The organism is Desulfatiglans sp., from assembly GCA_012513605.1.
Classification (GTDB): domain Bacteria; phylum Desulfobacterota; class DSM-4660; order Desulfatiglandales; family HGW-15; genus JAAZBV01.
Genome location: JAAZBV010000039.1, coordinates 1 through 20,522 on the forward strand (window position 1 = coordinate 1; position 20,522 = coordinate 20,522).

Genomic DNA, 20,522 nt, shown 5'->3' on the forward strand with positions numbered 1-20,522 from the left:
ATCAGCAAGACAAAGGCTGGTTGATATACGATGGTAGGCAATTAGAAATTGGGAAATCAACTACTTAACATCAGGCTAAACAAGGATGCCCGGAAAAATCGCCGGGCACCTGTTAGCCCGGCAGTTGGCAGAGAGATCATGAAAGAAATGAAGGATTGGAACCAGACCGATATTGCGTGTGCGCATAGCAAGGGCGGTGTTACAGTGACTGCGCACCCGTTCGACAACCTCATCCGAAATGGATGTAGCCTTTGGCCGCCGCCGGAAATTGTCCAGAAGTTATACCAGAGCAGGCAAATTCGGGCGTTCACAGGTGAAGACGAAAAGGTATGCACATCTGGCGTCGGTTTCTACTGCGATCTGCAATCCATCCATAGCGAAGATGCGATAACATGGTCAGTCTTTGGGACTATAGCGCGAGCGCCGCAGGCTGATTTGAAGGTTTGGCTCACAGACTTATTCAAGCTTATCGACCTTCCGGGTTTGACACCTGACGATGCAGAGGTGTTTCTTTGGCGTCGGGTGCCGCATCCTGACACTCTTGTTCCGGGCGGCCCCGAGATAGACGTTGGCATATCCACCTCGACCGCTCTCATACTGGGTGAAGCCAAATGGCAATCGGGCGTTGGTTCCGCCCAAGGAAAGATGAGGGATAAAGACCAAATTCAACTGAGGGGTGAGTTTCTCAAGAAGTATGGGTCATGCCTGTTCCCGAATCGCTCCGAATTTGTCGTTCTTGGCATTGGGCTTTTAGAGGACGCCTTCAAGGACACAACACCGGCAGGCATCACCTTTCGATCAACAACATGGGAAAACGTGTGCTTGCTGGCCTCCCATCCTCAAGCAGAGGAAGTCTGGCGCTATTTCAAATGGAAGAAGAAACACACAAGACTTGCCAACAACCGGCTGCAGTGGATCGCCGAAAACGCCGGCGCCCACTGAGCCGGAGCGTTAAAGGATGAATAAAATAAAATGACATCTTTAAAAAAACACATTGTTTACACCTTTCTTGCGATATTCGTTGTAACTGCGTTTGTTGGGCTTTCGGGCGTTATCGGTTGGGTTGAGATTAAACCTGACACCGTTAAATGGGTATTTGCTTTGCTTATCGCGCAATCTGCCACGGTCATCGTAACGATTATCAAAGCCCCAGAATATTTTAGCGAGCCTGAAGCGATAGCGCAAGCCAAGGAGGAGTATCTTACAAAGATAGAAGAATTGCAGAAACAACTGACTCAGAGCATCAAGGACCGCGAGAATATGGTAGCGTTCTTCGGGAGTAAAATACTTCCTGATGATCCAAGACATCCCCTTTATAACTTGCTTCACAATAATAATAACCCCAATCCTTAACCATCTAATCAACCGGATTTGGCGAAAGACATGCCAAACCGGTTATCAGGCTGCATTATGGAAAATGAAAAAGACATCAAAAACACAGTGCTTCCACACATTATACCCCCAGAAAGAGGCGACTTAGCAATGCATAACGCTTGGATTGCAGCATCGCCACAGTTAAGCAACATCTTATCAGGTTATGAAGATAATACAAAACTGAGCGACAATGTTTTCCTACTTCATTTACCAGAGGCTTTACCCACCCTTTCTGCCGCTGTAAATCTTCTTCAATCGCAGCAATTTTCTTATCAAGTTCTATACTTTGCGGGTGAACCTCAATGGACTTTTGAGTCATAGCCATCTCCTTTGCTAACCCTGGCTTTCACTTGACGGAATACGCAAGTGAAGCCGTCGTTATAAGTGTAGAAGAATAATGATCGTGGCAAAAAGGGATTATCCTATATTTCCATTTTTCACGGGCCTACTGGTCCGGTTTTTAAATTGACGGTTTTCGTTAAACTTAAAAGGTAGTTGCTTATGAAAAATACACTAAAAATTTTATCTATTATATCTTTGGTCCTGTTTTTCCTCTGTTCATGCCAAACAACACGTCCGATTAAAAAATTAGAAAAGCAGGCCATTAAACCTGCTCAACAGGAACAATATTCTGCTCACGACTATATAACTGATGGGTTTGGGTATGTTAAAAAAAGGCAGCTTGCCGAAGCAATTATCTGCTTCAGTAAGGCCATAGAGCTGGAGCCTGAAAATCCTTATGCATATGGTTTTCGCGGGAATGCCTATAATGACTTCGGTAAAATTGACAAGGCCCTTCCTGACTTAAATAAAGCTATTGAGCTGGACCCAGATAATCTATTTGCCTACAGTAGTCGCGGGAAAGTCCTTTTTAAGAAAAATAAAATTGATCTGGCTATATCTGACCTTAACAAGGCCATAGAGATAGATCCTGACAAAGATATTATCTACAATTATCGTGGAATGGTCTATATGAGAACAGGACAAATTGATGAGGCTGTGCCTGATTTTAGCAAAGCAATAGATCTGAATGCAGACCAAGAACTTTATTATAGAAATCGTGGGGCAGCATATGTAAAAAAAGGTCTATTTGATGAGTCAATATCTGATTTTACCAGAGCAATAGAGTTGGACCCTAATAATGGATTTGCTTACCACCTGCGTGGTGATGCCCATATTAATAAGGGCGAGATAGATGAAGCTATCATTGATTTAAGCAGGGCCATTGAGTTAATCCCTTATAATGCTCGTAATTTATTCAATCGAGGAGATGAATTTATCAGTATAGACGATGCGGTTTTTGATTATAACAATGCATTAGAATTGGACAGATACAATGCAACTCGTTATATAGCTCGCTCAAAAGCGTATTTTATAAAAGGTCTAATTGATGAACAAATATCTGATTTAAGCAGAGCCATAGAATTGGATCCAAATAGTTCACTTATTTATAATTTACGTGGAACTGCGCACTCAATAAAGAGACAGTATGAAGCGGCTATCTCAGATTATAGTAAACTCATAAACCTGGACCCAGATAATCCTGAATACTATAGTCAGCGTGGGAACGCTTATGTGGCCTTAAAAAAATTGGAAGAGGCCAATTACGATTTCAATAGAGCTATTGAGCTGAGTTCTGATAGTGTATCTGCATACAGTAATCGTGGAAATATGTACATGATAAAGAGACAGTATGAAGCGGCTATCTCAGATTTTAGTAAAGTCATAAACCTGAATCCCAATAAACCTAATTATTATATTCAGCGTGGGTACGCTTATAAGGGCATAAAAAAAATGGAAGAGGCCATTTATGATTTCAATAGAGCTATTGAGCTGGATCCCAAAGATTATATAGCGCGTAGCCAACTTGCATGGCTTTTAGCTACCTGCCCTGATAAAAAATATCGTGATGGTATTAAGGCAATAGAACATGCTGAGAAGCTGGTAGAGTTTAATAAAAATCCAGCCAGATTAGATACATTAGCTGCAGCCTATGCAGAAGCAGGCAGATTTGAAGATGCAGTAAAAACCCAGGAAATAGCAATTGATATCCTGAAAAAGGAAGGATCTTCTGCCGATAAAATTGCCATATATCTTGAGCGACTGGATTTTTATAAAGAAAATAAGCCGTGGAGAGACAAGTAGCAAAATATTTTTTATGAAAGATTTTCGAAAGAGAAAATGAGTGTCATGCCTTCACATTTCAAAACCTGTCATGAGTGAAGCCCTGACACTGTTTTTTAACTTTAGTAATTATAACTTATAATCCCGCATTCGGCGGCTCCTTCGGACCCGCCGAATGCGCAGGTGACCTGCGTATTGTGTGTCGAAAATATAAAGGATCATCGACAATAAATTTAAAATACATCTTATGCATACGAACAATATTAATCATTTCAAACAATACGATGTGGTAAAAATAATATCTTTTTCAAATCCAGATCGTATAATTAAATCTGAGTTCGATACAAAGAAACCAGAAATCGGAGACATTGCAACAATAGTTGAAATTTATACAAATCCAACAATTGGTTATGAGTTAGAGTGCTCAAATTCAAAAACAGGGGAAACACTCTGGTTATGTACTTTTGATCCTTTAGAGGTAAAACTTGAGTTAGTGAATTAAAAACACACAACAAAAAGTTCAAGGTGGTGCGACACCTGGCTACTATATCGCCGAGCGTAGCAGAGTCAATATTATCAACTATCTTAGGAGCATGGAGTTGAATGCCATAAACACGCCAGGCTCTTTAACTTCAGAGTTATGACAGCACTATATTTTAATGCAAGGAGATTTTCATTTTATGATAATTAATATTGGTGGCGTTCAATATGGCATTGGTCTTCCAGAGTTTTTAATTATTTTAGTTATATTTGCAATTGCAGTAGGTATCCCACTTATCGTAACCCTTCTACTCAGGAAATATGTCCCACAAAAACTTTGGATTGCTTTATTGTTAGGTTTTATACTCGGCCCACTTGGTCAATTTTATTTTAAAAAGGCATGGCTGTATTTTATATCACTTCTTATTTTAGAAATAATTCTAATCGTAAAACAGGTTAATTATGGTTTGTTAGCATTATCAATTTTATCAGCAGGCATCATGTACTTGCGTTTTAATAAATTAAAAAGTCATAACATTTAAATTAACAAGACTGGGGGGCCTCTTTCAATTTTTGCAGAACATCTAGGCGCAGCTTGTTATTTGAATCGAGGAGGGTGAAATGAAATATGTGAAGCCTATATTGATTTGTTTAACCAGCCTACTCTTTGCTGGTTGCTTCATTCGCATTCAAACCACCAGTAATGAAGAAATGAATAAGAATGTTGGTAAATTCGGAGTTATGAATAGAGACATGATTCTTATCAAAAATTACATGTCAAAGGAAGCTCTGAATTTGGGAGAAAAAAACCATATAAAACCTGAGTTTTTTATAAGGATACTAAAGGCAAATACGAGAGTAAAAATAAAAAGTGTTGCTTATCGAAGGTTACCGCATGGTGTGTTCTATTATTACGTTTGTGAAGATATTGAAAATAAAGATAAATTTGAATTATATAATGGCGACTTTGACGCAATAAAATTAGAAGTCAATCGCTAACAAGTAACTTCTCCTGCCGCGGCTCCGCAAGCAAAGGCTGCTCTTGATGATCTTAAGAAGACGTAGAATAATAAATGCTCTTTGAAATTTAGTTGTCAGAAAAGATAATAATTTTTAAAAGATCACCCTGCTTTACACTTTATCCTTAAGATCTGAATACCCGGCACATGAAGGTAAATACCTCTCATATATTCGTTAAATAAAGTCATTTCCTTCATTTATTATTTAAATATTGCGGGTAAACATTCAATATGTTAATTTTTATAAAAAATATCAGAGAATAAACCTTCAAACATTTTAAAGAATATTTATGGCAAAAGATTTTTACGAAATACTCGGAGTAAAAAAGGAATCCACCCAGGAAGAGGTAAAAAAGGCATACAGGAAGCTTGCCAGGAAATGGCACCCTGATATCAACCCCGGCAGCAAGGATGCTGAGCAGAAATTCAAGGATATCTCTGCTGCTTATGACTGCCTCGGGGATGCTGGAAAGCGAAAGCTCTATGATGAATTCGGTGAAGACAGCCTAAACTCCGGGTTTGACGCTGAAAAGGCTCGTGAATATAAAAAATGGGGTGCATACCAGCAGGAGGGTGGCTCAGGCCGCGCTTCGTCCGGAGGTCGGTCCGGGCAGGATTTTGGCAAATACCAGAGCTATGAAGACCTGTTCGGAGACCTTTTCAGCTCCAGGGGTGCAGGCAGGGCCGGTGGTGGGGCAGGATACGATTTCAGAAGCAGCATGTCCTCAAAGGGAAGGGATATGGAGCATGAGATGACCATTGACCTTATCTCTGCCCTTAAAGGTTTTGAGACAGAGCTTGCCATGCAGAAGATGAAGCCATGTGGTTTATGCAGCGGGTCAGGTATTGATCCGAAATCAAAGATGTCAACCTGTAGCAAATGCGGCGGTTCAGGCAGGCTGAATGTGGCAGAAGGCCCGATCAATTTCACAAGAGAGTGCCCCAAATGTCATGGGCATGGCAGCACAGGCAAACCCTGCCCGCAGTGTTCAGGCCAGGGGCAGGTTTATGATACTGAAAGGATAAGGGTGACAATTCCCAGGGGAGTAAAGGAAGGGAGCAGGGTACGTGTTGCAGGTAAAGGGGAACCGGGTTTTAATGGGGGGGAACCGGGAGACCTGTATCTGCTTGTACATATAAAACCACATGAGACCTTGAGGCGTGAAGAGGATGACCTGTTTCTTGATGTGCCTATAACCGTAAACGAGGCTGTTTCAGGAGGGACAATCCCAGTGCCCACCATTGATGGTATCGTAAACCTTAAGATACCAGCAGGAAGCCAGAGCGGTCAGAGTTTAAGGCTTAAAGGTAAAGGGGCTTTGAACCTCAAGACAGGAGCAAGGGGAGACATGATGGTGAAGCTTGTTGTAAAGGTCCCCAGGGGAGATAATGAAGAGATCAAAAAGGCGGCAAAATCACTTGAATCATATTATAATGAGGATGTGAGAAAAAATCTGAAATTGTAGCAATTATTTCATACTCTCTTTTATCTGAACAGCGAGCTCCTCCAGAATAGCATCAAACTGCCTGCGCATCTGGACCATATTCTCACGCATTCTTAATATAACCTCCACGCCCGGAAGATTTACATCCATATCTTCCATAAGTATCTTTGCCAGCCTGAGCTTATCAAGTTCAGCAGAATAAAACCGCTTTGTGGGATTTTCTGCAAAGCATTCGGGACAGACTATCTCCTCCTCCTCAAGGTATGTAATAGTCTCTTCATCCATTTCAAAGATGTCGATTACCTCAGAGAGTGTCCAGTATTCTTTTGTCATATATGCCTGTTCGAGTTGTTTTTATTTATTCCGATAATATGAAATTATTAACAATAAATCAATAACCCATAAAAAGAAATGCCGACAGTGTATCTATACAAAAACTATATACTTAACAGGGTTTAATCATGAGGGCTGTCTCTGGAAGGCAACCACACTGAAAGGTGCTGTTTTACTATTTTATGATCACTGCATTTTTTCAGGTCATCAACATCATCTATATCGCTTATCTTAGGGAGTATAAAGAGTCTTAAGCCCTGCTGTTTTATCAGTTCAAGTGTTTGAGCTATTACTGTTTCAGTCCCCCAGGGTATGCCTGTAAATATGTTAAACGCCATTCTCATGCCCACTAGCCAGTAACCGCCATCAATTGTAGGCCCCAGCACAATGTCGGTTTTATCAAGGGCATTGAATGCCTGTTCTACATGCCCTGGGATTAATTCCAAAATATCTGTTCCGATGAGAACGACCTTTGTGCAGCCGATATGAATGGCACTTTTTATGGCAGAATGCATCCTTTTTCCAAGGTCTCCCTGAACCTGTTCTGTATATGTTATACTATCACCCAGCCAGCTTTTCATCGCTTCTATACTTCCGCCGGTGTAGCACACCTCGAAGTGAAAATCTTTTTCAGCATGAAGCTGTTTTATCTGGCTGATAATATTTTCAGTAAGTTTTCGATGGACATCAGCGGCATTTACAGGCCCAAGATCAGGAATAAGGCGGGTCTTTGTCTTACCCGGAACAGGGTACCGCGTAAAAACAATAAGCTTATCCATCAGGGGACAAGCCATACAGCGCAATTTTTAGCATTGGTAATAACATAACTTGACACGCTGCCCATAAAGAAGGAGTTATTTACCCCTCTCCTCCCAATAATAAGGGTTCCGCAGCCATGTTTTTTTATATTTTTTATAATTGTTCTACCGATGCTGATCCGGCTTTCCACTTCAAGGATATGTATCTGGCTTTTCTTTAGCCCTGCATCAGTTAACGTCTTTTGTGCGTGGGCATAAAAACTTTCAATGCACAATTTGTCCCCTCTTGCAATGATTTCCTCCATCATGTCATTATCCTTTTTAAAATCAATGGCGCAGTAATCCCTGAGTTTGGGGGTAACATGCATGAGAGTAATATCAATGGATGTGTTTCCTGAAAACATAAATGCGGCATGATCAACAGCAACAAGAGAGGCTTCAGACCCATCCACTGCCAGCATAACCTTTCGCGAATTAACGTCGCCGCCAACAGCCCATACAGGAATTGTATCTGTAAACTCAATAATACTGTTTGAAATACTGCCGGTAAATGCCTCGGTAAACTTTGATATCCCCCTGTTTCCTACAACAACAGCATCGCAGATCGTCTGTTTTGCATAATCAAGTATCTCCTTTGAGGTGCCTTTGAGAGCAGGGAGTGAGACTTTTTCAATAAGTTTTTTATTTACCCCGAGCTTGATCATTATCTCCATTGATTCGTCCAGGATCTTTATGGAATGCCGGTGGTTTTTGTCAGCTATCTCCTTGAGCCCTGCCTTTACCTGGGGGTCTATGTTGGATTCCTGAATAAGAAAGTCCGAAATTTTGGGCTGAATATTTATAAGGACATAGTGCATGCCCTTTATGATTGAACACATGTCAATGCAGTATTCAATAGCCTTTCTCGAATGAATGCTTCCGTCTACCGCAATAAGTATCTTTTTTTCCATGACAGCTCCTCTCTGGCAAACTTAAATTTGACCCTATGGAGTTGGGCCTCTTGTGCGATGAATTGGGCTAAAGAATAGCGGAAACGCTACTGCTGGTCAACATAAAAGGGCCTAAGGGGAGCAGGACAATCAGCCTTTGAACCCTGTAATGGCCGCGCCAAGAATAGCTGCGTTACTATTGAGAATCATCTTAACAGGGATTTTTTCCATTAGTCCTTTAAATCTGCCCTTGCCTGTGAATCTCTTCATAAAGGTATCTTCTTTGATCCTCCAGAGAAGTTTCGGTGGAATACCCCCTCCGATATATACCCCTCCCCTGGTTAAAGCTGTTAAGGCAAGGTTTCCGGAGGCGGACCCGAGTATTGACAGAAAAAGATCTATAGTCTTCAGGCAGAGTTTCTGGCCCTTTTCCCGAGCAGAATCATTTATTACCTTTGCGGGGTCACCGCCTTTTATTTTTAATGAAAGCCAGCCAGGTTCTTTGTACTTACCCGTGGATTTAAGATAATCATAGATATTTAATATACCCATGCCTGAGATTATCCTTTCAAGGCTGACATGTTCGTATCTGCCCCAGAGAAATCTCAAAAATTCTGTCTCAAGGCAGTTATTCGGGGCAAAATCCACATGGCCTCCCTCTGATGGAACCGGGATATAGCCCTTTTCACTGTAAATTAGGAGCCCCTGTCCAAGCCCTGTCCCTGGTGCAATAAGAGAGATGTTTCCATTTTTTTCGGGCTGTGCCTTGTTTATAACATGAATTTCCGATCCTGTCAGGTATGGCACAGCGGCGGCCATTGCACTAAGATCATTGATCAGCTTTACATCTTCCATTACGAATATTTTTTTTATCTTTGATGCGTTCACTACCCATGGGAAATTGGTAGTTTTGCATACCCCCTTTTCTACAGGACCTGCAAGGCCGAAACATGCCTTTTTTACCCGAAAGCGGTTATCAGAGAGAAAGGCCATTATAATTTCTTCAAGACCACTGTATTCTCTGCTGGGATAACTGTTAAAAGCCTTCATCACTGGCCGCCTTTTTCCCATGCTAAAGATACCAAGGTTGGTTTTGGTCCCGCCTATATCGCCGGCAAGGATATATTCGGTTTTTATATTCATCGTTTTCCCCTGTGCCTTGCGCCCTGCGCCCTTTGCCATATTATGCTCATCTCCCATATCTCTATTAACTTGCTTTTGTCAGTGATACGAAAATCATTGTCAAATATATAGATAAATCATGTTAAATCAACAGAAAGATATTGTTAGACATGGATTTGACTTTTCATAATATTGTATCTATGTTTACAGCATTATTTTGGGTGGATATCTAAGGATCGCGGTTTTTTTACAGATAAAGGAGTTTTTATGAATATCAGCGATAAGGTTTTTGTGTCATTTGATTACAGGCTTACCCTTGATTCAGGGGAAGAGATTGATAAATCCCCTGTTGGGAAACCCCTTGGCTTTATTACAGGAGCCGGGCAGATCATTCCGGGACTTGAAGAAAAGATGATTGGAATGGCTGTAGGCGATAAAGCAAACATCAGCGTGGCGCCTGAAAATGCATATGGGTTAATTAATCCGGATTTGTTTCAGGCGATAAAAAGGGATCAATTCCCTGATGATATAGAGATCAGGCCTGGCATGACATTTCAGAGTCACGGGCCGCAGGGGCCTATGATAATAAAGGTTAAAGAGGTAAAAGGTAATGATACAGTGGTAATAGATCTGAATCATCCGCTTGCCGGTGAAAGGCTGCATTTTGATGTTAATATCGCCGAGGTGCGGCAACTCACATCTGAAGAGAGAGATGGCCTTTTGTCTTCCTGCGGTTGTGACTGTGGGTCAGGCCATTCTGGCGGTTGCGATTCAGGCGGATGCGGGTCAGAGGGCTCATGCTGCCATTAATTCCTTTATATCTCTACCGGACTTATAAATTTCAAGTGAAAAAGATTTCTTTTTTATGGCCGTTTTAAGCCTTATTGATATAAGCATAAGCTTTGGCGGCGTCCCTTTATTAGACAGGATAAACCTCCAGGTCGAAAAAGGGGAAAGGGTCTGTATCCTTGGCAGAAACGGTGAGGGTAAAAGCACCCTTTTAAAACTCATCGGTGGATCAATCAGGCCTGACAGCGGAACTATTTCAATACAGAAAGGGTTAACCGTTTCAGGCCTTTCACAGGAGCTGCCACAGGGCCTTACTGGCACAGTTCATGAGGTTGTTTCCGGGGGCTTAACCGGGGTGGGGGAGCTTCTTGAAGAGTATCACAGGCTTTCAAAGATCATGGCACAAAGTCATGATGTCGACACACTTAATAAAATTACAGGCATACAGGAAAGGCTGGATAGATTAAACGGCTGGGAGATTAACCGTCAGGCCGATGAGGTGATTACCAGGCTCTCACTTGACCCGGATGAACCTTTTCCTTCTCTGTCTGTTGGATTTAAACGCAGGGCTCTTCTTGCAAGGGCTCTTGTCAGTAAACCTGATCTCCTCCTGCTTGATGAACCTACCAATCACCTTGATGTTGCATCCATAACATGGATGGAGGAATTCCTTGAAAAAACCAAAAGCACTATCATAATTGTTACACATGACAGGATGTTCTTACAGAAACTCGCTACGCGGATAATAGAGATAGACCGGGGCAATATACTGAACTGGGCATGCGGGTACAGCGAATTTCTGAAAAGGCGTGAGGAGGTGCTGGAGACAGAGGCGCTTCACAGAAACGAGTTCAGGCACAAACTGGCACAGGAAGAGGAGTGGATCAGAAAGGGTGTAAAGGCGAGACGTACAAGAAATGAGGGGCGGGTACGTGCGCTGATAAAGATGCGCGAAGAGCAGAGAGGCTGGAGGATGAAATCCGGTATCGCAAGGATCACAGTGCAGGATGCTATCAGCTCCGGGAAACTTGTTATTGAGGCAACCGGTATCAGGCACAGCTATGGAGATAAAAAGGTAATAAAGGATTTTTCAACCTTGGTAATCCGCGGTGACAGGATAGGTGTTATAGGCCCTAATGGCTCAGGTAAAACAACCCTGCTCAAGATACTGCTTGACCGGATGAAGCCAGATAGCGGCAGCGTAAAATATGGCACAAGGCTTGAGATTACCTATTTTGACCAGGTAAGGGAAGAGCTTGATGAAGATGCTACGGTTGAATCAAGTGTGGCTGACGGTAAAGACACTGTTATTATTAACAATACCCCCAGACATATTATAGGTTACCTGAAGGATTTTCTATTTACACCTGAAAGGGCAAAGAGCCCTGTACGCATACTTTCAGGAGGAGAGCGCAACAGGCTCCTCATAGCAAAACTTTTTGTCCGGCCATCGAACCTCCTGGTGCTTGATGAACCGACAAATGACCTTGATATGGAGACCCTTGAACTCTTAGAAGAAAGGCTCATGGATTACAAAGGCACTATAATCCTTGTAAGTCATGACCGTGCCTTTTTGAATAATGTTGTTACAAGCACTATTGTCTTTGATGAAAAGGGTAAAATTGCAGAATACCCGGGCGGGTACGATGACTGGATTACCCAGAGACCTGAACCTGTGCAGGTAAAGGAGCCTCCAAAAACACCTGCACCTGTAAAACAATCAAACAAAAAAGAGCAACCACGCAGGCTCAGCTTCAAAGAGACAAAGGAGCTGGAAGGGTTACCCTCTATTATTGAAAAACTGGAACAGGAGCAGGCATCTCTTTATGAGCAGATGGCAGCCCCGGAGTTTTACAGAAAGAATGGTGAAGTAATTGCAGAGGCAAAGTCCAGAGTAGAAGAGATAAAGAGAGAACTGGAAGAGAGATACGGGCGGTGGGAAGAGCTTGAGGGGATAAAAGAGGCATCCTCTTAGATTTAAGCTTCACTCATAAGGATAAGCGGCAGCCTGTCAGCAACCAGAAGCCCTTTTTTTGTGGGGGTAATAGAATCTCCTGATATCTTTACATACCCTGTGTATTCAAGTTTTTTAGCGGATTCCATTGCACCGGGGATATCTTTAATAACATCAATTTGTATGCCTTCAATAGTCCTTAACCCTAAAGATATCTTTTCAAGAAGCTCCTGTTCAATCATCAAATCCTCAGTATCCTCAACAGGCAGCATTCCGCCTTCAAGACTTGCCCAATATTTTTTAATAGAGCTGTAATTCCACCACCTCTTTTTACCATCAAATGAATGGGCAGACGGGCCAAGTCCAAGGTATGGTATGCGACGCCAGTATTTCATATTATGCCTTGACTGGTATTCACGGCCTCTGGCGAAGTTAGAGACCTCATAATGAGTATAGCCTCTTTCTTCCAGAAAGGCTGATGTCTCAAGAAAAAATAGAGCCGCAGCATCTTCGCTTAGATCATTCAGTTCACCCTTTTTTTTCATGGCGTTAAAGACTGTTTTCCCCTCTATTGTAAGCTGGTAGCATGAGATGTGTTCAGGGCTTAAGTCTACAGCCCTTTCAAGGTTCTTTACCCATTCATCAACCGATTGATTCTTTAGACCATAGATAAGGTCTATCCCTATGTTATTAAAACCTTCTGCTCTTAAATCCATGAATGCCTTTTCAGAATCGGCGGTGCTGTGCCTCCTGCCAAGGAATTTAAGGTCACTATCATTAAATGACTGAACACCAAGGTTTACACGGTTAATGCCTGCATTATTAATTCCTGTTATTTTTTCATGAGTCATATCACCCGGGTTAACCTCAATGGTGATCTCTGCCCCTTCAGTAATTTCAAATGTGTTTTTTACTGAATCAATGATCCCGGTAATTATCCCTGTATCAAGCAGAGAGGGTGTACCCCCGCCAAGATAGAGAGTATCAAAGGAGGTAAATTTACTTTTATAAAAGGTTATTTCCCGTTTCAGGGACTCAACGAACCTGCTGACAAGGGTGTTTGAGGCAATGGAGTAAAAGTCACAGTATGGGCACTTAGACCTGCAAAAGGGGATGTGGATGTATAGGCCGGCCAATCTTAATCGCTATTCGACTTAAATACCGCAACAAAAGCGCTCTGGGGGATAGCGACTGCCCCTATCATCTTCATGCGCTTTTTACCCTTTTTCTGTTTTTCAAGGAGTTTGCGTTTACGTGAGATATCACCGCCATAACACTTTGCAGTAACATCCTTTCTGAAGGCATTTACTGTGCTGCGTGCTATTATGGTTCCGCCTATGGCACCCTGTATGGCGATCTTAAACATATGCCTCGGGATCTCTTCCTTGAGCTTTTCACAGGCATGCAAAGCCCTTGCCCTTGCCCTCTCCTTGTGTACTATCTGAGAAAGGGCATCCACCCTGTCTGAGTTAACAAGGATGTCCAGCTTAACAAGGTCGTTCTTCCTGTAGTCAAGCATGTCATAATCAAATGAGCCATAACCCTGTGTAACGGTCTTTAACCTGTCGTAGAAGTCATAGAGTATCTCGGCAAGCGGCATGTCAAAATTGATCTCAACCCTGCCCTGTGTGGGGTAATTAAACCTGGCGTTTTCACCCCTGCGTTCAAGGCAGAGGTCCATTACAGCGCCCATGTACCTTTCAGGTATCAGGATGCTCGTCTTAATATAGGGCTCAAGGGATGTTTCTATGGTTGCAGGGTCAGGGTAATAGAGGGGGTTATCCACCTTGATCTTTTCGCCGTTGGTAAGTTCAAAGTGATATTCGACTGATGGAACTGTCATGATGATAGACTGGTCATACTCACGTTCAAGCCTTTCCTGCACGATTTCAAGATGCAGGAGACCCAGGAACCCGCACCTGAAGCCTAAACCAAGGGCGGCTGATGAATCTTTCTGATAAACAAAGGCAGCATCATTAAGCTTGTATTTTTCAAGCGAATCGGCAAGTGACCCGTAATCATCCGAGCTGATGGGGTATATGGAAGAGAAAACCACCGGCTTTGCCTGCTTGAACCCCGCCAGAGGCTCAGGCGCAGGGTTATTATCAAGGGTTATGGTATCACCGATGCTTGTGTCGCTTACAGTCTTGATCCCTGCTATCATGTAACCGACATCGCCTGCTGACAAAGATTTTACCGGTTCCTTTTTTACACCGAACCTGCCCACCTCTTCAACCCTGTAGGTTGCCCTGTTGGACATGAACCTGATCACATCGCGCGCCTCAAGTTTGCCTGAAAAGACCCTGATGCTCACGATCGTGCCCCTGAATGGATCATATTGTGCATCAAAGATAAGCGCCTTTAAAGGGCCCTCCGGGTCACCCTTTGGAGCAGGAACATATTTGGTTACTGCTTCCAGGACATCATCGATACCTATCCCTTCCTTGGCAGAACATAGAATCGCTACATCTGAGTCAAGCCCAAGGTCAACCTCAATCTGCTCCTTTACCCTTTCAATATCCGCTGATGGGAGGTCTATCTTGTTTATTACAGGTATAATTTCCAGGTTCTGCTCAATAGCTGCATACATGTTTGCGAGGGTCTGTGCCTCAACCCCCTGTGATGCATCTACAAGAAGCAGGGCGCCCTCGCATGAGGCAAGCGCCCTTGACACCTCATATGAAAAGTCCACATGGCCGGGTGTATCGATGAGGTTAAGTTCAAATTGCTCGCCGTTTTTAGCAGTATAGGGAAGGGTGATGGCCTGACTCTTAATAGTAATACCCCTTTCCCTCTCTATGTCCATATTGTCCAGTAACTGATCCCTGAACTGACGGTTATTCACCTGGCCGGTATGCTGTATTAATCTATCCGCAAGGGTTGACTTGCCGTGGTCAATATGCGCTATTATGCTGAAATTTCTTGTATTTTTCATGTTTGATCTATTTGCTTTTTATATTGTTAACATTGTTATGATAAAATAAATTTTCTCAAAAATCCTTTAATGCCTACAAACTTTGCTCCTGAACTTTTTTATCGTTCATCTCTTCGTAGAGACATGCCTTGTCTCTACATGATAACAATCCTGTTTAAACTTATAGGGCGTGGATATTGTCCTGCCATAGTATAACAGGGTTTGATGCTTCCCCACCTTAAAAGGCAGATAAGTATATGAGAAAACAGAGGCAGCGTCGAGAAAAAAGATATACAGATATTAGTTTATGAAAAGTATTCTATAGTATAGGGTCTATATCATTGACGTTTTTAAATGCAGCATTTATAATCTTACCTGAATCTTACTTTTATTAAGGGAGTTGTCATGCAAACGACCCAGTTATCAAGTAAAGGGCAGGTAATTATACCCAAGATTTTAAGGGACAGGTATAAATGGAACCCAGGCCAAAGGTTATCAGTTATTGATACTGGTGATGGCATTATATTAAAGCCATTAAATGTTTTTAAAAACAGTGAACTTGATGAGGTGGCAGGGATTTTAAAATATAAAGGCAAGGGGGTTTCCCTTGATCAGATGGAAGAGGCTATAAAAAAAGGTGCCCTAGAGGCCAAAAAATGATCTCAGTGGACACCAATATAATTGTCCGCCTCCTTACAGGTGATGATAAATCCCAGTTTGAAAAGGCAAAGGCATTATTTTTAAAAGAAAATATATTTGTCACAATAACCGTAATCCTTGAATGTGAATGGGTGTTACGGTATGCATATAATTTTGAACAATCAGAGATCCTGAATGCCTTTCAATCTTTATTTGGTTTGCCTAATGTTCATTTTGAAACATCAGAAAATATCTTAAACGCCATTGAATGGTGCCAGAGAGGAATGGATTTCGCCGATGCCCTCCATCTGGCTCAATCAAAGAAGGCAGATGCCTTTGTTACATTTGATAAAAAGCTTATCAAGGCCGCCCGGAAAAATATGACAATCCAAGTGCATGAGCCCTGATTTTCAGAAACGGGTGACTTGCTTTCCCCCTTTCAATCAACACCTGCCCGTTTACGGTGATATTCAATAGCCTCTGTGCAGTTGTTATCAAGCAGATCCTTCAGCTTGTTCTTAATAAGGTTGTTATCCCATGATGGAGATGCAATAAGTTTTTCCTTATAATCAGGCAGCCGGTAAAGAAAGGCGCTGATTGTCTTTTCATCCATCCCCCTCATGTTCATACCAAAACCTGCCTGTTCAAGCATGATGCCGTTTAACTCCTGTTCAAACTGGCCGCGCATGGGGAGGGCCAGGTATGGCTTCTTAAGGTAGATCGCCTCTGTTAAAAGTGTAAACCCTGCTGTTGCAATAACTGCCCTGCAGCTTGAAAGATCTTTCAGAAATCCATCTTTACTGAATGGTTTATAGGAGATGTTCCCCTCCTGACTGTTCATGTCATAACCATAGAGTGTGAACCTTTCCCGCTTGAATCCTTTGAGCATCTCAATAAAAGACTCGAACCCGCTTGTCAGATAAACAAGAAAATGATCTGCTTCAGATGTGGGAAGATCAAGGACTTGCTTTCTCAATATGGGTGGAAAAAGGAATGTCCGATCATTTGTAGTTTTACCAAAATAAAAGGTGGTAACAAGAGAGACATCCGGTTTTGGTACTATAGAGCGGATAACTGTCTCGGTTATGAGTTGATCTTTTTTGAGAGAAAGCGGGCAGTCAAACTCCATATACCTGATGCGGTGCTGGTTATCCACTGTAATAAGCGGCAGGTTGTAATGGTTTGCAAGATATGCGGTCATGGGTTCAAAATCGGTTATTACGCAGTCCGGTTCAAACTCCTTAAACAGGGTTTTCTTTAAGAGCTGAAGAGCCCTGTGGCCTTCGGGTAACCTCATAAGGTTATCTGTAAATGTCTTAACTATTGATACCTTGTTATCCACGCTTGCAATATGGAGTCCCTCTGTCTCAAATACATCAAAATTATCCTTGAGATTCTTGTACCCCCTGTCATATGAAACAACCTTTACCTGATGCCCCTGATCAAGAAGAAAGGGGATAATCTCAGAAGCACGTGATGAATGCCCTGAACCTTCGCCTGATACGCCATAAACAATTTTTGCCATTGAGTTACCTTTGGTTGGAGGTTATAGTGTGAACCTTCTATAACATATTAATAACTATTTTTACAGTGGATGAATATGAATAAAAATTTTTTTATGAGTTGCCTGTTTCTTCTTTTTATTTGTTATATCTGCCCTTGCACAGAAGCTAAAGGACCTGATTTTACTGATAACCTCGGCAAGATTGTTAAAGAGGGTGATAACTATAAAATCAGGCTTCTGGATGAAAAACAGGGAGGTGTTAAAACAGCGGAGGCGGTGTTTCTTATCAAGGCCAAACCTGAAACTGTATTCATGGCTGTGACCGACTTTGACCATTACCCGGAGTTCATGCCCAATATTGTTAGCGCCACGAAGGTAGGAGATAAGGGTGGGGACAAGAAATACGGCTTCACACTGAAGGTTGCCTTCTGGGATATTAAATATACCCTGCTTTTAAAGCCAGGCCATAAAGGGGATTCCTATTCCCTTGACTGGACATTTGTGGAAAGCGATATAAAGGATACAACAGGGGCATGGAGGATCGGGCCCTTATGCAATCCGAGCTTGTAAACCATATCAAAACAGATGGTTTTACCTATATCCCAAGGGCTGCTTCAGACTGGATGGTATGTGATATTGCAGATCAGCCCATGCGGATAGCGAGGCTTGTTGGCAAATGGATTCAGGAAGGGTGGTGCAGGCACACGATCTTCAACCTGAATCTCCCAATGAAAAAGAGATATGATGGGGTTAAACAATGCGAAGGGGTGATTCGTGATATGCTGGATAGTTTAGGGATACGATATTCACTCTCTATAAAACAACTTTACCATGACCGTGAGGAGGTTACAGGTTTTATAACGACAGGGTAACTTTTCACCACAGAGAGCATCCGCCTTCGCTGAAGCTATGGCGGGACAGGCAGAGGACATGGTATAAATGCTTTAAAAACTCCGTGTCCTCCGCGGTTATCTATAATAATTAATGGACAGGAAAGGAGCTAAATGCGGTATTTAAAATTATTGGCTATAATCAGCATAATGGTTTTGTTATCCACCGGTTTTACAGGTGCAGGTGAAACACCTGCTGGAAAACGCCCCGATCAATGGGCGCAACCTGTGAGTATGAAGGGGGTGCCAAACCTTCACAAGGTCTCTGAAATCCTGTATAGGAGTGCCCAGCCCACATCCGAAGGCATGAAAAATCTGAAGGCATTGGGAATAAAAACCATCATCAATCTTCGGTCATTTAACTCGGATAGAAAAGAAATAGGAGATACCGGTCTTGGTTATGAACATATCTACATGAAGGCATGGCACCCTGAAATCAAAGAGGTTGTAAGGTTTCTGAAGATAGTCACAGACGAAAAACGTACTCCTGTTCTTGTCCACTGCCAGCATGGCGCTGACCGCACCGGGATAATGTGCGCCATATACCGTGTCGCAGTGCAGGGCTGGACAAAGGAGGAGGCGCTTAAGGAATTGAAAGATGGTGGATACGGGTTTCATTCGATATGGAAGAACCTGCCTCCCTGGTTTGAAAAACTTGATATAGAGGCAATTAAAAAGCAGGCATTTTAGAAGATTGTTTTTACATGTAGGGGCAGACCCCCGTGTCTGCCCGGTTAGACATTATACCTGGGTACTAACAATCAATCTTGATCTTCATCTGGCTCCAGCCAATTTTTTCTAATAACCCATCCTATTTCTGGTTTTATGTTTTTTGTCTGTGCATTCTGTGAAATACCTATGAATCCTGCAATAAAATCCATATTGTAAATTTTACCACGATAATGCCACTTAAATGGTGCCATTGATAAACCACCGGGGATATCTTGCATCGTTATATGAATTACCTCTTCCTTCTCTGGTTTGAAAACAGGGTTTAATACACTAGGCATTTTTGTATATCCTGTCAGGTAAGGGAAAAAATTTACCACCCAACCAGTTATATAAGGTCCTTCACCACTTTTCTCATCCAATTTATAAATAGAATTCCAGAATTTCTTATTGATTATCCCTTTTGATGCATCCACGAACTCTTTCAATATGGGGACCAGTTCATCTGTCCACCATTTAAGGTCATACTTTTCAAGCTGCCTTGTTCGATTAAGGATGTCTTCCCAGTCTTCAGGGGTTCCTTCCAGGGTAATTGAAGGTATTCCACATATTGTAAAAAAATCATATGAAAAATAGTGTTGCATCATATCCATAAGGGTTATCTGAAATGCCGCTTTATTAACTATAGAAGAAGTGGAAAAACCTTTTGATATAAGATCTTCATTATCCTTTCCGATATGCTCACCGATCTGTCTGCAGAATTCAGGAAATACTTCCTCCCAGGGGTTATCCTTCTTTCCTTTAATAAAATCATCCCTGCGTACTACTAATGCTATTTTGCCTTTGTGCTTTACAAATTTGGCACGTAAAGACTCTGCATTATTGTTCACATGAGCAGCAAGGCCTTGAACTATAAGCAGCCAGATATGATCAGGGGTTATTGTTAGCGGCCTGTGTGTAGCAAAAGAATGGTGTACAGCATTTACAAAAGGGTGTCCCTCGCAAATGACTGTTTTGTCAATCGATTGTGAAAAGGCTTCAACATTTCCAAAATTTATCTTAACAGCACCCCCAAGTGGTTTTTCAGGAAGTAAGTCTTTTGCTATCGTAACTTCATTTAATATGAAGGTTGTGCGGCTATTAGCAATTGTATTATGATCGAAAATAAAAATGATTGCCAAAACCAGAAGGAGTTGAAATTTTATCATTATTCCTCCATTTATAATTGTGATTAGCCTGATTATCCAAAATGTATCACATTTTTCTAAAAGTGATATTTTGAATTTCCTATCTCATAATATCATGACATTGTCTCCCTTTCATCCAGGAGAGCCGAAGATAGATCACTACCATTCAATTTAAGCCGTGTCCGGGGTCTTTTCCATGCTGGGATAGTAGTACCCAGTCTATCAAAAAAAGGGATGACCTCTGCAACAGGTTTTCCACGGCGTAAAAGTGCTATTTTTTCGCCATGTTCCACTTCAGCAATAAACCTTGATAGGTTTTTACGAAAGTCAGTGAAGGTAACTGTCTTCATAATGCTGCCGCCTATATATCTTAATCAATAAAGTGTGCATAT

Annotated in this window: 24 protein-coding genes; 15 read left to right on the forward strand and 9 right to left on the reverse strand. The window is 42.0% G+C overall.

What is annotated here, in order from left to right; translation table 11 throughout:
- Positions 1–138: 138 nt before the first annotated feature.
- The 8 genes from GX654_05445 (at position 139) to dnaJ (ending at position 6,463) form a co-directional block, all read left to right on the forward strand.
- The gene (locus GX654_05445; protein NLD36298.1) at positions 139–942 is read left to right on the forward strand and encodes a hypothetical protein; all 804 of its coding nucleotides are present in this window, start codon (positions 139–141) and stop codon (positions 940–942) included.
- Between the two features lie 30 nt (positions 943–972).
- The gene (locus tag GX654_05450; protein ID NLD36299.1) at positions 973–1,353 is read left to right on the forward strand and encodes a hypothetical protein; all 381 of its coding nucleotides are present in this window, start codon (positions 973–975) and stop codon (positions 1,351–1,353) included.
- A gap of 57 nt (positions 1,354–1,410) precedes the next feature.
- Positions 1,411–1,695 carry a hypothetical protein gene (locus tag GX654_05455; GenBank protein ID NLD36300.1) on the forward strand — a complete coding sequence of 95 codons (285 nt, stop codon included), beginning with the start codon at positions 1,411–1,413 and terminating at the stop codon, positions 1,693–1,695.
- 180 nt (positions 1,696–1,875) lie between these two features.
- A complete protein-coding gene (locus GX654_05460) occupies positions 1,876–3,519 on the forward strand; it encodes a tetratricopeptide repeat protein (protein ID NLD36301.1) in 1,644 nt (547 codons plus the stop codon).
- 265 nt (positions 3,520–3,784) lie between these two features.
- Complete coding sequence (locus GX654_05465) at positions 3,785–4,000, forward strand: hypothetical protein (protein ID NLD36302.1); 216 nt, start codon at positions 3,785–3,787, stop codon at positions 3,998–4,000.
- Positions 4,001–4,178: 178 nt separating this feature from the next.
- Positions 4,179–4,520, forward strand: coding sequence for a hypothetical protein (locus GX654_05470; protein ID NLD36303.1), 342 nt, complete (start codon positions 4,179–4,181; stop codon positions 4,518–4,520).
- 79 nt (positions 4,521–4,599) lie between these two features.
- Positions 4,600–4,977 carry a hypothetical protein gene (locus tag GX654_05475; protein NLD36304.1) on the forward strand — a complete coding sequence of 126 codons (378 nt, stop codon included), beginning with the start codon at positions 4,600–4,602 and terminating at the stop codon, positions 4,975–4,977.
- 310 nt (positions 4,978–5,287) lie between these two features.
- Positions 5,288–6,463: a molecular chaperone DnaJ gene (gene dnaJ, locus GX654_05480; protein ID NLD36305.1), complete on the forward strand. Its 1,176-nt coding sequence runs from the start codon at positions 5,288–5,290 to the stop codon at positions 6,461–6,463.
- A gap of 3 nt (positions 6,464–6,466) precedes the next feature.
- On the opposite strand, the gene GX654_05485 is transcribed toward dnaJ, so the two are convergent.
- From GX654_05485 to glk, 4 genes are all read right to left on the reverse strand, one after another.
- Positions 6,467–6,775 carry a hypothetical protein gene (locus GX654_05485; GenBank protein NLD36306.1) on the reverse strand — a complete coding sequence of 103 codons (309 nt, stop codon included), beginning with the start codon at positions 6,773–6,775 and terminating at the stop codon, positions 6,467–6,469.
- A 122-nt stretch (positions 6,776–6,897) separates the two neighbouring features.
- A complete protein-coding gene (locus tag GX654_05490) occupies positions 6,898–7,554 on the reverse strand; it encodes a glycosyltransferase (protein NLD36307.1) in 657 nt (218 codons plus the stop codon).
- A complete protein-coding gene (locus GX654_05495; protein ID NLD36308.1) occupies positions 7,554–8,483 on the reverse strand; it encodes a universal stress protein in 930 nt (309 codons plus the stop codon). Before GX654_05495 ends, GX654_05490 begins: the two co-directional genes overlap by 1 nt.
- Positions 8,484–8,612: 129 nt before the next feature.
- Positions 8,613–9,605 carry a glucokinase gene (gene glk, locus GX654_05500; protein NLD36309.1) on the reverse strand — a complete coding sequence of 331 codons (993 nt, stop codon included), beginning with the start codon at positions 9,603–9,605 and terminating at the stop codon, positions 8,613–8,615.
- Between the two features lie 246 nt (positions 9,606–9,851).
- Between glk and GX654_05505 the strand changes: the two genes are divergently transcribed.
- Entirely contained in the window at positions 9,852–10,394 is a 543-nt protein-coding gene (locus tag GX654_05505) for a peptidylprolyl isomerase (GenBank protein NLD36310.1), read from the forward strand.
- 55 nt (positions 10,395–10,449) lie between these two features.
- Positions 10,450–12,348, forward strand: a complete 1,899-nt coding sequence (locus tag GX654_05510) for an ATP-binding cassette domain-containing protein (GenBank protein NLD36311.1) — start codon at positions 10,450–10,452, stop codon at positions 12,346–12,348.
- A gap of 2 nt (positions 12,349–12,350) precedes the next feature.
- Here the strand turns inward: GX654_05510 and hemW are convergent, their stop codons facing one another.
- Both hemW and lepA read right to left on the reverse strand, forming a co-directional pair.
- Positions 12,351–13,463 (reverse strand): radical SAM family heme chaperone HemW, encoded by a 1,113-nt coding sequence (hemW, locus tag GX654_05515; GenBank protein NLD36312.1) that lies wholly within the window; start codon positions 13,461–13,463, stop codon positions 12,351–12,353.
- A 2-nt stretch (positions 13,464–13,465) separates the two neighbouring features.
- Positions 13,466–15,262: an elongation factor 4 gene (gene lepA, locus GX654_05520; GenBank protein NLD36313.1), complete on the reverse strand. Its 1,797-nt coding sequence runs from the start codon at positions 15,260–15,262 to the stop codon at positions 13,466–13,468.
- A 384-nt stretch (positions 15,263–15,646) separates the two neighbouring features.
- On the opposite strand from lepA, the gene GX654_05525 reads away from it, so the two are divergent.
- Together GX654_05525 and GX654_05530 are read left to right on the forward strand one after the other, a co-directional pair.
- Positions 15,647–15,901 carry an AbrB/MazE/SpoVT family DNA-binding domain-containing protein gene (locus GX654_05525; GenBank protein NLD36314.1) on the forward strand — a complete coding sequence of 85 codons (255 nt, stop codon included), beginning with the start codon at positions 15,647–15,649 and terminating at the stop codon, positions 15,899–15,901.
- The gene (locus GX654_05530) at positions 15,898–16,287 is read left to right on the forward strand and encodes a type II toxin-antitoxin system VapC family toxin (protein ID NLD36315.1); all 390 of its coding nucleotides are present in this window, start codon (positions 15,898–15,900) and stop codon (positions 16,285–16,287) included. Before GX654_05525 ends, GX654_05530 begins: the two co-directional genes overlap by 4 nt.
- A 32-nt stretch (positions 16,288–16,319) precedes the next feature.
- Here GX654_05530 and GX654_05535 read toward each other — a convergent pair whose 3' ends face one another.
- Positions 16,320–17,405: a hypothetical protein gene (locus tag GX654_05535; protein NLD36316.1), complete on the reverse strand. Its 1,086-nt coding sequence runs from the start codon at positions 17,403–17,405 to the stop codon at positions 16,320–16,322.
- 75 nt (positions 17,406–17,480) lie between these two features.
- Here GX654_05535 and GX654_05540 point away from each other — a divergent pair, with 75 nt between their 5' ends.
- From GX654_05540 to GX654_05550, 3 genes are all read left to right on the forward strand, one after another.
- A complete protein-coding gene (locus GX654_05540; protein NLD36317.1) occupies positions 17,481–17,954 on the forward strand; it encodes an SRPBCC family protein in 474 nt (157 codons plus the stop codon).
- Positions 17,936–18,256: a hypothetical protein gene (locus GX654_05545; protein ID NLD36318.1), complete on the forward strand. Its 321-nt coding sequence runs from the start codon at positions 17,936–17,938 to the stop codon at positions 18,254–18,256. Before GX654_05540 ends, GX654_05545 begins: the two co-directional genes overlap by 19 nt.
- 132 nt (positions 18,257–18,388) lie before the next feature.
- On the forward strand, positions 18,389–18,964 hold the full coding sequence (locus tag GX654_05550; GenBank protein ID NLD36319.1) for a dual specificity protein phosphatase family protein: 576 nt from the start codon (positions 18,389–18,391) through the stop codon (positions 18,962–18,964).
- Positions 18,965–19,035: 71 nt separating this feature from the next.
- Here GX654_05550 and GX654_05555 read toward each other — a convergent pair whose 3' ends face one another.
- On the reverse strand, positions 19,036–20,151 hold the full coding sequence (locus GX654_05555; GenBank protein NLD36320.1) for a DUF4419 domain-containing protein: 1,116 nt from the start codon (positions 20,149–20,151) through the stop codon (positions 19,036–19,038).
- A gap of 92 nt (positions 20,152–20,243) precedes the next feature.
- Positions 20,244–20,480 (reverse strand): type II toxin-antitoxin system Phd/YefM family antitoxin, encoded by a 237-nt coding sequence (locus GX654_05560; protein NLD36321.1) that lies wholly within the window; start codon positions 20,478–20,480, stop codon positions 20,244–20,246.
- Between the last annotated feature and the right edge of the window lie 42 nt (positions 20,481–20,522).